At 35.2% G+C, this 13,223-nt stretch carries 12 protein-coding genes and 1 riboswitch; of the genes, 1 reads left to right on the top strand and 11 read right to left on the bottom strand.

From position 1 onward, the window contains the following. Position 1 precedes the first annotated feature (1 nt). From IAE52_RS00765 to ribD, 6 genes are all read right to left on the bottom strand, one after another. Positions 2–907 carry an RluA family pseudouridine synthase gene (locus IAE52_RS00765; RefSeq protein WP_003130995.1) on the bottom strand — a complete coding sequence of 302 codons (906 nt, stop codon included), beginning with the start codon at positions 905–907 and terminating at the stop codon, positions 2–4. Positions 908–967: 60 nt separating this feature from the next. Next, positions 968–1,420, bottom strand: coding sequence for a signal peptidase II (gene lspA / locus IAE52_RS00760; RefSeq protein WP_109990837.1), 453 nt, complete (start codon positions 1,418–1,420; stop codon positions 968–970). Positions 1,421–1,522: 102 nt separating this feature from the next. Then, positions 1,523–1,987, bottom strand: a complete 465-nt coding sequence (gene ribE / locus IAE52_RS00755; protein WP_003130993.1) for a 6,7-dimethyl-8-ribityllumazine synthase — start codon at positions 1,985–1,987, stop codon at positions 1,523–1,525. A 27-nt stretch (positions 1,988–2,014) separates the two neighbouring features. Beyond that, a complete protein-coding gene (gene ribA, locus IAE52_RS00750; RefSeq protein WP_109990836.1) occupies positions 2,015–3,211 on the bottom strand; it encodes a GTP cyclohydrolase II in 1,197 nt (398 codons plus the stop codon). A gap of 8 nt (positions 3,212–3,219) precedes the next feature. Further along, the gene (gene ribE / locus IAE52_RS00745) at positions 3,220–3,870 is read right to left on the bottom strand and encodes a riboflavin synthase (protein ID WP_103054691.1); all 651 of its coding nucleotides are present in this window, start codon (positions 3,868–3,870) and stop codon (positions 3,220–3,222) included. Next, positions 3,870–4,958, bottom strand: coding sequence for a bifunctional diaminohydroxyphosphoribosylaminopyrimidine deaminase/5-amino-6-(5-phosphoribosylamino)uracil reductase RibD (ribD, locus tag IAE52_RS00740; RefSeq protein ID WP_109990835.1), 1,089 nt, complete (start codon positions 4,956–4,958; stop codon positions 3,870–3,872). The genes ribE (IAE52_RS00745) and ribD overlap by 1 nt, the downstream gene beginning before the upstream one ends. Positions 4,959–5,139: 181 nt before the next feature. Continuing rightward, a riboswitch (FMN riboswitch) is annotated at positions 5,140–5,256 on the bottom strand. A 170-nt stretch (positions 5,257–5,426) separates the two neighbouring features. Between ribD and IAE52_RS00735 the strand changes: the two genes are divergently transcribed. Further along, positions 5,427–6,332: a magnesium transporter CorA family protein gene (locus IAE52_RS00735; RefSeq protein ID WP_003130981.1), complete on the top strand. Its 906-nt coding sequence runs from the start codon at positions 5,427–5,429 to the stop codon at positions 6,330–6,332. A 25-nt stretch (positions 6,333–6,357) separates the two neighbouring features. Here the strand turns inward: IAE52_RS00735 and parC are convergent, their stop codons facing one another. The 5 genes from parC to parE all read right to left on the bottom strand — a co-directional run bounded on the left by parC (position 6,358) and on the right by parE (position 13,057). Then, the gene (gene parC, locus IAE52_RS00730; RefSeq protein ID WP_032946778.1) at positions 6,358–8,832 is read right to left on the bottom strand and encodes a DNA topoisomerase IV subunit A; all 2,475 of its coding nucleotides are present in this window, start codon (positions 8,830–8,832) and stop codon (positions 6,358–6,360) included. Positions 8,833–9,106: 274 nt separating this feature from the next. Further along, the gene (locus IAE52_RS00725; RefSeq protein ID WP_033900027.1) at positions 9,107–9,556 is read right to left on the bottom strand and encodes a GNAT family N-acetyltransferase; all 450 of its coding nucleotides are present in this window, start codon (positions 9,554–9,556) and stop codon (positions 9,107–9,109) included. Then, positions 9,553–10,386 (bottom strand): PolC-type DNA polymerase III, encoded by an 834-nt coding sequence (locus tag IAE52_RS00720; protein ID WP_058211984.1) that lies wholly within the window; start codon positions 10,384–10,386, stop codon positions 9,553–9,555. Before IAE52_RS00720 ends, IAE52_RS00725 begins: the two co-directional genes overlap by 4 nt. Beyond that, positions 10,379–10,918 (bottom strand): isochorismatase family cysteine hydrolase, encoded by a 540-nt coding sequence (locus tag IAE52_RS00715; RefSeq protein ID WP_033900030.1) that lies wholly within the window; start codon positions 10,916–10,918, stop codon positions 10,379–10,381. Before IAE52_RS00715 ends, IAE52_RS00720 begins: the two co-directional genes overlap by 8 nt. A gap of 204 nt (positions 10,919–11,122) precedes the next feature. Next, positions 11,123–13,057: a DNA topoisomerase IV subunit B gene (gene parE, locus IAE52_RS00710; RefSeq protein WP_012897614.1), complete on the bottom strand. Its 1,935-nt coding sequence runs from the start codon at positions 13,055–13,057 to the stop codon at positions 11,123–11,125. Positions 13,058–13,223 lie beyond the last annotated feature (166 nt).

Raw genomic sequence — 13,223 nt, 5'->3', positions numbered from 1 at the left:
TTTAAACTTGTTCTCTAAGCTTTTCTAATTGTTCATTGAATATCTCAGGAGCATCAACTTGGAATTCCATAAACTCACCAGTTGTTGGATGGTCAAAACCTAATGTTTCAGCATGCAAAAATTGCCCTTTATTAGGTGTCAATGTTTTATTTGGCCCATAGAGTGGATCACCAGCCACAGGATGACCAATGTAATTCATATGTACACGAATCTGATGTGTACGCCCAGTTTCCAAGCGCAATGCAATCAAAGTATAGCCATAAAATCGTTCTAAAACCTCAAAATGAGTCACGGCTGGTTTTCCGCCAGAAACTACGGCTTGTTTTTTGCGATCTTTAAGATTACGACCAATTGGCGCTTCAATGGTTCCTTTATCATTAGCAATTTCACCGTGGACAATCGCTAAATAACGACGTTTGCTAGTCTTATCTTTTAATTGTGCTGCCAAACTTTCGTGTGCTTTATCATTTTTGGCAATCATCAAAAGACCACTCGTATCCTTATCAATACGATGCACAATTCCTGGACGAATTACACCATTAATGCTTGAAAGATCTTTGATATGATACATGATTGCATTAACCAATGTCCCTGAAGCATGACCGGCTGCAGGATGAACTACCATTCCTTGAGGTTTATTTACTACTGCAACATCTGAATCTTCATAAATGATTTCTAGTGGCAAATCTTCAGCAACAATATCAAGAACTTCCGCTTCCGGAACTTCAAATTCAATCCTGTCCCCTACTTTTACTTTATACTTTGCTTTTTTGGCTTCACTGTTAACAAACACTTTATCATTTTTGATAAGTTCTGTCAGTAAACTTCGTGAATATTCTGTTTGATTGGCAAGCGCCTTGTCAAGACGTAAGCCTTTGTTTTCTTCGTTAATTTTTATGATAGGCAAGTGTGTTTTCCTTTTTATAAATGTTAAATAAAACTTTCTGTCAGTGATTTTTTAATCAATTTATTTTGTTTCTTTGTCTATCAAAATTGCAATGAAAAGAAGAACAAAACCAACAGATAATAAGATATCCGCAATATTAAAAATTGGAAAATTAATAAATTCAGTTTGGAACATATCAACAACAAATCCTTGACGAATTCGGTCAATAAAATTTCCCAAAGCACCCGCAATAATTAAAGTTAATCCAATAAAATACCAGTTTTGTGCCATTTTTTTCCATAAAAACCAAAGGGCAACAACTAAGACAATCGGTGTTAAGATAAGGAAAAACCATTGTTGACCTGAAAATGAAGACCAAGCTGCTCCATCATTTTTGATATAAGTTAAACTAAGAACGTTAGGCCAAATTTTTTCTGTATCTCCAAGCTGAATATTAGCAACAATCCAATTTTTAAAATTTTGGTCAGCAACAATTCCGACAACGATAATAACAAGTGACAGTAGTTTTTTCATGCTTTAATTATAGCATATTTCGCAATCTGATAGCTCGCTAGAACAGTTTTTATCCTATTTCAAAATAAAAAGCGCATTTAAATAAATGCACTTATAGATAAATTAGCCAATCTTTCTCATTAAATCAACCATTTCAATTGCTCCAACCGCTACTTCAAAACCTTTATTTCCAGCTTTTGTGCCCGCACGCTCAATGGCTTGTTCTATATTTTCAGTTGTTAGTACACCAAACATGACCGGAATATTAGAGTTTAAGGAAACATGAGCAATCCCCTTAGAAACTTCATTACAAACAAAATCATAATGAGAAGTTGAGCCTCTGATGACAGTCCCTAAACATATAATTGCTTCATATTTATTGGAAGTCGCCATTTTTTGGGCAATAATGGGAATTTCAAATGCACCTGGAACCCATGCTATATCAATTTCTTCTTCCTGGACTCCATGTCTTTTGAGTGCATCTAATGCTCCTGACAAAAGTTTTGCATTGATAAATTCATTAAATCGAGCAACTACAATCCCATATTTTGCATTCTCTGTTCTTAAATTTCCTTCAATAATTGTCATATTTCTATCCTTACTTTCTATTTTACTTTAGTCAAACAAATGTCCCATTTTATTTTGTTTTACTTTTAAATAATCACGGTCAAAGGGGTTATCTTTGATTTGGAGAGCTACTCTTTCTTCAACTACTAGACCATATTTTTGAAAATCATTAATCTTTTGCGGATTATTAGTCATTAATTTCAATGATTTCACCCCAATTATTTTTAAAATTTGTGCTCCATTAGAATATTCTCGCTCATCTTCTTCAAACCCCAAAGCTAAATTAGCTTCAACCGTATCAAGTCCTTCATCTTGAAGTGAGTAGGCACGAAGTTTATTAATCAAACCAATTCCACGTCCTTCTTGTCGAAGATATAAAAGCACGCCACGCCCCTCATCATTTATTTTTTTTAATGCCTCTTCTAATTGTCCACCGCAGTCACATTTCAAAGAACCAAAAGCATCACCAGTTAAGCATTCTGAGTGAACGCGGCAAAGAATAGCTTGACCGTCACCAATATCTCCTTTAACTAAAGCAACATGGTGCTCACCATTTATTTTATTGACAAATCCTAAAATATCAAACATACCATATTTCGTCGGTAGTTTAGCTCTAGTCACCTGTTCTACTTGCAGTTCATTTTGCTTAAGATACTCTTGAATAGCTTTAATTGTGATATATTTCAAGCCCCACTCTTGCGCTTTTTCCTTCAGTTTCACCTTATGCATCATTGTTCCATCTTCGTCCATTATTTCAACGCAGACACCTACTTCTTTTAAACCAGCCAGACGCAACAAGTCAACCGTAGCCTCAGTATGACCATTTCGCTCTAAAAGGCCATTTTTCTTGGCAATAAGTGGAAATACATGACCTGGTCTACGAAAATCACTTGGTAAACTCTCGGCATCAACAAGTTTTTTTATGGTTAAGGCCCGTTCAAAAGCCGAAATTCCTGTGCTAGTTTCAATATGATCAACCGAAACTGTAAAAGCTGTTCCATGATTATCTGTATTTTTATCTACCATTGCTTCTAATTGTAAATTCTTAGCATAAGTTTCACTGAGTGGTGCGCAGATCAAACCTTTGGCCTCACTTGCCATAAAATTAATTATTTCTGGGCTGATAAATTCGGCCGCACAGATAAGGTCGCCCTCATTTTCTCTATTTTCATCGTCACTAACAATAATCATTTCCCCTGCTTTAAGTGCAGCAAGTGCTTCTTCTACTTTATTATATTGGAACATTTTATCTCCTATAAAAATCCGTTGTTAAATAGTTTTTCTTTAGTTACTGAAGATTCTTTCATCGAAGAACTACTATCGCCCCATAATTTTTCTATATATTTCCCCAAAATATCATTTTCTAAATTAACAGTATCACCCACTTTTTTATCTGCCATTATCGTCTCTTTGAGCGTATGTGGAATAATGGAAACACTAAAAGATTTCGACTTAACCTGAGCAACTGTAAGACTAATCCCATCAATCGTAATTGAGCCTTTTTCGACGATATATCTCATTAAATTTAAGCTCGTTTTGATTTCAAACCAGATGGCATTTTCTTCTTTTTTTACTTCTAAAATCTGGCCAACTCCATCAATATGCCCTGACACAATATGCCCACCAAATCGGCCATTTAATGACATCGCTCGTTCTAAGTTAACTTTGGCACCCACATTTAAGGTCCCAAGATTTGAACGATTTAGACTTTCAGGCATAATATCAGCCGTAAATTCTTTTTGATTAAATTCAGAAACGGTCAGGCATAAACCATTTGTTGAAATAGAATCTCCAAGTTTCATATCCTCTAAAATCAAGGAAGCACGGATACTAATTTTGAAGGATTTTTCTCTTTTTTGCAGGCGACTCACTTTCCCTATTTCTTCAATTATTCCTGTAAACATTAAAGAAGCTCACTTTCTAATAAAATATCTTCTCCTAGATAGGTTATTTGAGCCCTTTCTAGGAGATAGGCTTGATTGGGGTGCTCAATTCCATGTCCTTCAACTGGACTTGGTGCTTCTTTTCCACCAAATATTTTAGGGGCAATGTAAGTTTGAACTTTTTGGACTATCCCTGCTTTTAATGCCGAAGCATTTAATGTCCCTCCACCTTCCAAGATGATACTGTCAATCCCTTTTTCTCCTAACTTTTTGGTCAATTCTTTCAAATTCAATCTTCCTTCTAGGCAAGAAACTAAAATAATTTCACAACCCCCTTTAAGAAAAGAAGCTTGTTTTTTGGGGTCAGACTCAGCTGTAGCAATAATCGTTGGAATTTCAGTAGCTGTGGAAACAATCTTGGAAGCTAAAGGACTTCTTAAATGAGTATCACAAATGATTCTTATCGGATTTTTTCCATTTTCCAACCTGACAGAGAGTTGTGGATCATCTAAAATAAGCGTTTCAACACCAATCATAATTGCCATAAAACGTGAACGGTCTTGATGTACTTTCTGTCTTGCAATTTCACCTGTAATCCATTTTGATTGACCTGCTGATGTCGCAATTTTTCCGTCTAAAGTCATTGCATACTTCATCATGACATAAGGAAGCCCTTGACTAACATAATAAAAGAAAATTTTATTTAATTCTTCACATTCTTTTTCTAAGACATTGATAGAAACTTCAATTCCAGCTTCTTTCATTGCTTTAATTCCTTTTCCTGAAACCAAGGGATTGGGGTCTAAATGCCCGATAACAACACGCTTAATTCTATTTTTTATAATCGCTTCAAAACAAGGGGGTTGTTTTCCCTGATGCGCACAAGGCTCTAAGGTCACATAAAGCGTGGATCCTTCGGGAGATTCGTTACAATCCTTAAAAGCATTGATTTCCGCATGAGCTTCCCCATATTTTTCATGATAACCTTGACCAATAATTCTCCCTTCTTTGACAATAAGGGCTCCTACTTGAGGGTTAGGGTTGACATTACCACCTCCTTTTTTTGCAAGTACAATTGCTAAATCCATGTAGTATTCGTCTTTTTTCATCTATTCATCCTTTCTAATAAAAAATAAGACCCTAAAATAAAATTTCAGGGTCTTTTGATAAATTTTCTATTTTTTTCGAGCAAAAATGCAGCTCAAAAAACCAAAAATGGAGTGAATTATATAAATTCACTCCAGAGTTTTAGGCTAAATAGACATAATACTGACTAGAGTATTATGGTTTTATTATCTTCTTTCATCCAGACTATACTGTCGGCCTCGGAGTTTCACCGAATCATGCTGCAAGCAGCTCGCGGGCTATACCGCCGGTAGGGAATTACACCCTGCCCTGAAGATTTATTCAATTGTAGCTAAAGTATAGCATTTAAATTTAAAGATTGTCAAGAAATAAAAACGTATTCTTTAAAATAGCAATTTCTCAAGTTAGTTATTAATAGTTTTCGCCTATTTATTTGCTCAAAAATTACAATTTTGCTAAAATGGCTCTATTAGAACATAGGATATCTTATCATGCAAGAAATAAAAATAAACCCTCAACTCACTTGGCTTTCTTTTAATGTCGAAGACCTTAGAAATACTTCTGAACTTGCTACTTATGGTATTGACTTAGAAACGCTTCAATATGCCGAAGATAAAAATGAACGTCCTCACACGGAGTTCATCCCTGATAGTCAAGACTTTGTACTGATTTTCAATAGTCTGGATTTACTCAATTCAGAAGTTCATTATAAGACGGTTCCCATTACTTTTGTAGCACAAAAAAATCGATTAATTACTCTTTATCATCCAGAAAATGAATATTTAATTAATCAAATTAAAAAATATTGTTTTCAAAATGAACCAGAAACAGTTTATCATCTTCTTTTCATCAGTTTATTTTTGATTTCAGAGGCTTTCTTTCCTTACTTAGAACAAATTGATAAATCAAAAGAAGAAATTAATCAAAAGTTGCGTGAAAAAACAACAAAGAAAAATTTGTTGGCCCTTTCTGATATTGAAACGGGAATGCTGTATATTGTATCTAGTGCCAACCAAAATACTCTACTACTTGAACAACTTAAAACTAAAAGTATTTACAGACAGTTCAATGAAACTGAAAAAGAGCAGCTTGAAGATGCAATTATCGAAGCACAGCAGCTTGCCAGTATGACACACCTTAATGCTCAAATTCTTGAACAATTAGCAGGGACTTATAATAATGTCCTTAATAATAATTTGAATGATAATATGACGACTTTGACAATTGTTTCTGTACTTTTGGCAGGATTAGCAGTCATCACCGGTTTTTTTGGAATGAATGTACCACTTCCACTTACTAACCAAAAAGATGCTTGGGTTTGGATTATTGGAGCTTGTATTATTCTTTGGCTACTTTATGCGGCACTTTTTCGTTATATTATTGGTCGAAGACAATAAAAAAATCAGCCAAAGCTGATTTTTTTTATTTTATTTTTACGCTTGCAATTTTTTCAAGATCATCAGCAATTGGATGTCCATTGCTTGTTCGATCTGATAATGATAAATCGCACAAATTGATATCGTATTTCTTGCCAGTCTCACTGATAACTTCTAATACTTGTTCATCAGTTTCTTTTGTCGCTGGTGCTTTAGCTTGACTGAACAAATCTAATTCTTCGGTCAATGCTGATAAATCAGCAGTCGAATTGATTAAACCGGCTGCAAAGACAGTATGATTATTTGTCTTCAAGGTTCGTAGTACTTGAAGGCCACGGTTAGCACGTGAGGTGGCCGGAATATCATCCGTCTTAACACGTTTGATAAATGCCCGTTGAGTCAAAAGGTACCAACTATTTGAGTTAACAAAGAAGGCGGACTTAATTTTATCGCCATTTTTAAGATTCATGGCCTTGACTCCTGCAGCTCTAGCACCCAAAACCGGAACGTCATCAAGATTAAAGCGAAGGGCATAACCATTTTCAGAAATAAGCATGAGGTCTGCAAATTGAACTGGAGTGATTAGAACAATTTCATCATCTTCTCCTTTAAGTTTAGCACATGGAGTAGATTTTGAACGATAGGTCCGCCAAGGGGAGAAACTTTCACGTTCAATTTGTTTTATTTGTCCATTTCTTGTGACAACAACTAGATTTTCACCAGCAAATTCATCCACAATCTGAACAAAAATTACTTTCTCATCAGCTGAGAAATTAGAGAGACTTTGAGATAGATGCTCACCAATATCTTTCCAACGAATATCAGAAAGTTCATGGATTGGGCGATAAATGACATTGCCAAGATTTGTGAAAAGTAAGAGATGTTGAGTTGTTTTAGCATTGGCATAATAAAGAAGCTCGTCATCATCACGTTTACCAATTTCTTCAAGTGCTGAGGAAGCAAATGAACGTGGTGAAGTACGTTTGATGTAACCTGAACGCGTTACTGAAACTACAGTATCCTCTGCCACAATCAATTCGCTCGCTTCAATTTCAATGGTTTGAACTTCATCTTGTAATTCGCTACGGCGTGGTTTGGCAAATTTTTTCTTAACTTCACGAAGTTCGCGTTTCATTAAATTAAACAAGGTACGTTCATCGTTAATAATCGCTTTAAGTTCGAGAATTTTTTGCTCTAATTCAGCTTGTTCATTTTGTAGAGTGACAATATCGGTGTTGGTCAAACGATAAAGTTGTAAAGTGACAATGGCTTCGGCTTGCTCTTCGGTAAATCCAAATGAAACTTTGATATTTTCTTTGGCATCTGCTTTATTTTCTGATGCACGAATCGTTGCGACCACTTCGTCTAAAATAGAAACCATGCGAATCAGACCTTCAACAATATGAAGTCTTTTTTCTGCTTTATTTAAATCAAATTGTGAACGTTTAACGATAACATCTTCACGGTGTTTGACATAAGAACGGAGCATTTGTAAGACACCGGTTTGAACAGGAGTCATATTATCAATTGCAACCATGTTGAAGTTATAATTCACTTGTAAATCAGTATTTTTAAACAAGTAATTCAAAACAAGCTGGCTATCAGCTTCTTTCTTTAATTCAATTGCAATCCGAAGCCCTTCACGGTCTGACTCATCTCTGACTTCTGCAATTCCGGGCACTTTAGCATTGACACGAACATCATCAATTTTCTTGACTAAGTTTGCTTTATTGAGCTCAAAAGGAATTTCAGTAACAATAAGTTGCTCACGACCGCCTTTCATTGGTTCAATATCGACTTTTGAACGAACAACGATGCGGCCTTTTCCTTTTTCGTAAGCTTTTCTGATTTCGCCTTTTCCTTGAATAATCCCACCAGTAGGAAAATCTGGTCCTGGTAAGAATTCCATGATTTTTTCTACATCAGCTTTAGGATGGTCAATCATATGAATGGTTGCATCAATGACTTCCCCCAAATTGTGAGGTGGAATATCTGTCGCATAACCAGCTGAAATCCCGGTTGAGCCATTGACTAAAAGATTTGGGAAAGCTGCTGGTAAAACTGTTGGTTCTTTCTCAGTATCATCAAAGTTCCAAGCTTGACTTACTGTATCTTTCTCAATATCTGCTAAAAGATAGCCTGAAATTTCTGAAAGACGGGCTTCAGTATAACGCATAGCGGCTGGTGGGTCACCATCCATTGAACCATTATTACCATGCATTTCGATTAAAGGTTCGCCCATCTTCCAGTCTTGACTCATCCGAATCATTGCTTCATAAATTGAGCTATCTCCATGTGGGTGGAAATTACCCATGACATTTCCGACTGATTTCGCTGATTTACGATAAGACTTATCAAATGTGTTTCCGTCTTTATTCATTGAATAAAGAATACGGCGTTGTACCGGTTTTAAACCATCACGGATATCGGGAAGGGCCCGCTCCTGAATGATATATTTTGAATATCGACCAAATCGGTCACCCATTATATCTTCTAATGGTAAGGTTTGAATGTTTGACATATTTTAACTTTCTTTTTAGAAAATTTGTTTACTTTTTTAATTAATTATTTGCTAATTTATAAATAAATCTTTGATTTTTACTGACAGTTCTCTGCTTTTGGCATTCTACAATATAAAATCACTTTTTCTATTCTACCACAAAATCAAAACGAAAAAAACTTACAAATTATTTATTGGTCAAAATTGATAAGATTGTTTATCTCTTTAAAATCTACTGACAGCTTAATTTGAAGTGAAAAAATTACTGACAAAGCTGTCAGTAAATTATTTCATCTTAGAATTTCAAAATCATATTGACATGTTTAATATCATCTTCGTAAAAGGGTTCAGAATTTTCAACAAAACCAAATGAAGCATAAAAATCACGCAAATAATATTGCGCTTCAATTGTTACTGCTTCTTCCCCATCTTCTTTAAGGACTTCTAAGGCTTTTTCAATGAGTCCTCTTCCCAAATTTTGTCCACGAAATTCAGGATTGACAAGGACACGCCCAATTGAAGCCTCTGCAAATGAAATCCCTTTGGGAAGTAGGCGACAAAGGGCCATCAGTTGACCATTTTCATTTTCTAACCAGAGGTGTTTGGCTACTTGGTCTTTGCCATCAAGCTCTTGATAAGGGCAGTTTTGCTCCACAACAAAGACAGCAGTACGCAGGCTTAAAATTTGATACATTTCATCTAATGTAAGTTGATTAAAACTTTTTTCTTTCCAAATTGCTGTCATTTTTCTTCCTCCATAATCGTCACGAAATTGGTTTTTTGCATTTCTTTTAGAAAATCAGAATGAATTTTCACTTTCTCTGAATTATGTAAACGAATATTTAAACTCGAACCTACGGAGTACTCTCGTTCAATCGAAATTCCAAGAACTTCAAAACGTTCCCATTTTCGCTCAAGATTTTGCTGATAATAGACTAAAGCTTTGGTGATTGGTAAATTTAACTTTCTGCGAAGGCTGTCAGTAATTTCATCAGAGCTGTCACCAAATAAATCTAACTGACCGAGTTCGTCAGTAACTTCTGATTCTACTGACAGCTCAACTTCTTCAATTTTCTGTAAATATTGATAAAGTTTTGCCGTGATTAAGCAGTCGTTGAGCGCGTCATGCGAACGTAAATCATTCATTTCTAGTAGGTCTTTAAAATTTTCTAGAGCATAAGAAGACATAGTTAATAACTTTTTACTTTCTGCCAAAGTATCATAGACACGAAAAGCCTCAACATCAGTAATGGCACAATCAATAATGGCCTGATAAAGAAAAGAAATATCAAAAGGAGCATTATGAGCCACTAATAAATGGCCTTTGATGAAGTCTAAAAATTCAGGTAAAATTTCTTCAATCGTTGGTTGATTTAACAAATCAGCTGGTTTTATGCCAGTCAATTGTGTGATTTCAGTTGAGACATAAGAGCGTTGATTTTTTACTAACTGATTAAATCTAGCTTGCTCTTGATTATTCTCATCATATTTTACCGCTCCAATTTGAATAATTTCATTTTTTTGTGCAGAAAATCCTGTAGTTTCAAAGTCAAATACGACATATTTCTCAGACATTTTTATTCAGTTCCTCGATAATTTCTCTTGTTTTAATTAATTTCCCAAATTTTGGTATTTCGTCAGTTTTTGTTTTCTGGAAGTTTTTTAACTTTCTGTCAGCACAGGCGTCTTCAATTATCATCGCTTCAAATCCCAAATCCGCCCCATCTCTGGCTGTTTTTAATACTCCATTACTCATAGACACACCAGAAACATAAATTTTACTGACAGAATTATTTTTCAACTCGTCAGCTAAGCCATAATCAGATTGTTTAAATGCTGATGGCCCATATTTTACTAATTGATGTAATCTTGGATTTTTATCCAATTCATCTTGCAAAATCATCCGAGAAAAAGCTTTTTTAGCTGATTGCCAAAGTATTTTTGGTTCAACAGTCACAATATAAACTGGCTGATTTTTTTGGTCAAATGCAGAAATTAAAGCTTGATTATTTTCAATAATTTTATCCCAGCCATAAGGAACAGCATCTTTCGCTAATTTTTTAATGAATGCTTGCAAATCAATAATAATTAAAGCTGATTTTTGCATTTTTTCTCTTTTCGTTTTTTATCTTCTTTTAGAATTTCTTCCATTATATCATAGCTAACAAAATGAAACAAAGTTTCTCTTGCTAGCTTTGCTGGCTTACGAATAGGCTTGTTGTTACATCTAAAGTGAGCAATAGTGATACTTACATCATAAATTAAAGTAAAAAACCTCGAAAAATCGAGGTTAATTATTAAAGAAAGTAACTTAGAATACTGTTTCTTCTTCCATTGTAAATTTCACATTATTTTCAATCCATTTACGACGAGGTTCAACTTTATCCCCCATCAGTACTGAAACACGTTTCTCTGCTTGAGCTGCATCATCAATGGTCACTTGTATCAATGTCCGAGTTTCTGGGTCCATTGTTGTTTCCCAAAGTTGATCAGCATTCATTTCTCCAAGTCCTTTATAACGTTGCAAATTAGCATTTTTACCAAATTGCTTGCGAAGTTCTGCTAACTCACCATCTGTCCAAGCATACTCAATTTTTTCTTTTTTGCCTTTTCCTTCACTCATTTTATAAAGTGGTGGAAGGGCAATATAGACATGACCCGCTTCAACCAATGGTTTCATATAGCGATAGAAGAAAGTCAATAAGAGCGTTTGAATGTGTGCTCCATCAGTATCGGCATCGGTCATAATAATGATTTTGTCATAATTACGGTCGGCCAAGGTAAAATCTGCCCCAACGCCTGCACCAATGGTATAAATCATTGTATTGATTTCCTCATTTTTGAGAATATCTTGCATCTTAGCTTTTTCGGTGTTAATGACTTTACCACGCAAAGGCAAAATGGCTTGGAATTTACGATCTCGTCCTTGTTTAGCGGACCCTCCGGCAGAATCTCCTTCGACCAAATAAAGTTCATTTTTATTTGGATTTTTTGTTTGAGCAGGGGTTAATTTACCAGACAAAAGTCCTTTGTCTTTTTTAGATTTCTTTCCATTTCGTGAATCTTCACGCGCTTTACGAGCCGCTTCACGAGCTTCACGGGCTTTGATTGCTTTACGAATCAAATTTTGCGCTAATTCGCCATTTTCCATCAAATAGAAACTTAGTTTCTCAGAAACCAAAGAATCAACAACTGGACGAGCTAAAGGAGAACCCAATTTATCTTTGGTTTGTCCTTCAAATTGGAGATGTTCCTCAGGAATTAAAACTGACAAGACGGCTGTCAAACCTTCACGATAATCCGAACCTTCGAGATTTTTATCTTTCTCTTTGAGTAAATTTACTTTACGAGCATATTCATTCATTGCTTTCGTAATTGCCGTCTTCAAACCTGCTTCGTGCGTTCCGCCATCTTTTGTTCGGACATTATTGACGAATGAAAGAATGTTTTCTGAATAGCCATCATTATATTGAAGGGCAACTTCAACTTCAAAACCATCTTGTTTTCCTTCAAAATAAAGAACTGGAGTCAAACTGTCTTTATCTTCATTAAGATAAGAAACGAAATCTTGAACCCCATTTTCATAATGAAATTCTTCTTTTTCATCTGTTCGTTTATCTTCAAGACTAATCGTCACTTCTTTTAAAAGAAAAGCAGACTCATTTAGTCGTTCTGAAATGATATTATATTTAAATTCTGTTGTCGAAAAAATGCTAGAATCCGGCATGAAGGTAACTTTAGTTCCTGTTTTAGACTTTGGTGCTTTCCCAATTTTTTCTAAAGTTGTCGCTGGATGTCCACCATTTTCAAAACGTTGACGATAAACAGTCCCGTCACGAGTAATTTCAACTTCTAACCAAGTCGAGAGGGCATTTACGACTGAAGATCCAACACCATGGAGTCCACCAGAAGTTTTATAACCCCCTTGACCAAATTTACCACCTGCGTGCAAAATAGTAAAAATTACTTCAACAGTTGGAATACCCATGGCGTGTTTCCCAACTGGCATTCCCCGTCCTTCATCTTCTACTGATAAAGAACCATCAGCATTAATGGTCACCGAAATTCTGTTACCAAAGCCAGATAAAGCTTCATCAACCGCATTATCTACAATTTCCCAAACCAAATGGTGCAAACCAGTTCCGTCAGTTGATCCAATATACATTCCTGGACGTTTTCTGACAGCATCCAATCCTTCAAGAACCTGAATCGCACTGTCATCATAGTTATTAATATCTATTACCATTTATTTCCCTCTCATCGAAAGCCTATATCTTCTATCTAAATCATTATTTTTTTATCCACAATGAGCTAATAAAAAATATTCATCTTGATTATTGTACCTTGTTCAGAAAGCTTTGTCAAAGGACTGCTGACAATTTTTTCATCTAATAGTAAGAATTTTTCCAAAA

Source organism: Lactococcus sp. S47 (genome assembly GCF_016517475.1).
GTDB lineage: Bacteria > Bacillota > Bacilli > Lactobacillales > Streptococcaceae > Lactococcus > Lactococcus lactis.
Note: the sequence above shows the minus strand (reverse complement) of the source record. Positions and strands in the feature narration are given on the sequence as shown.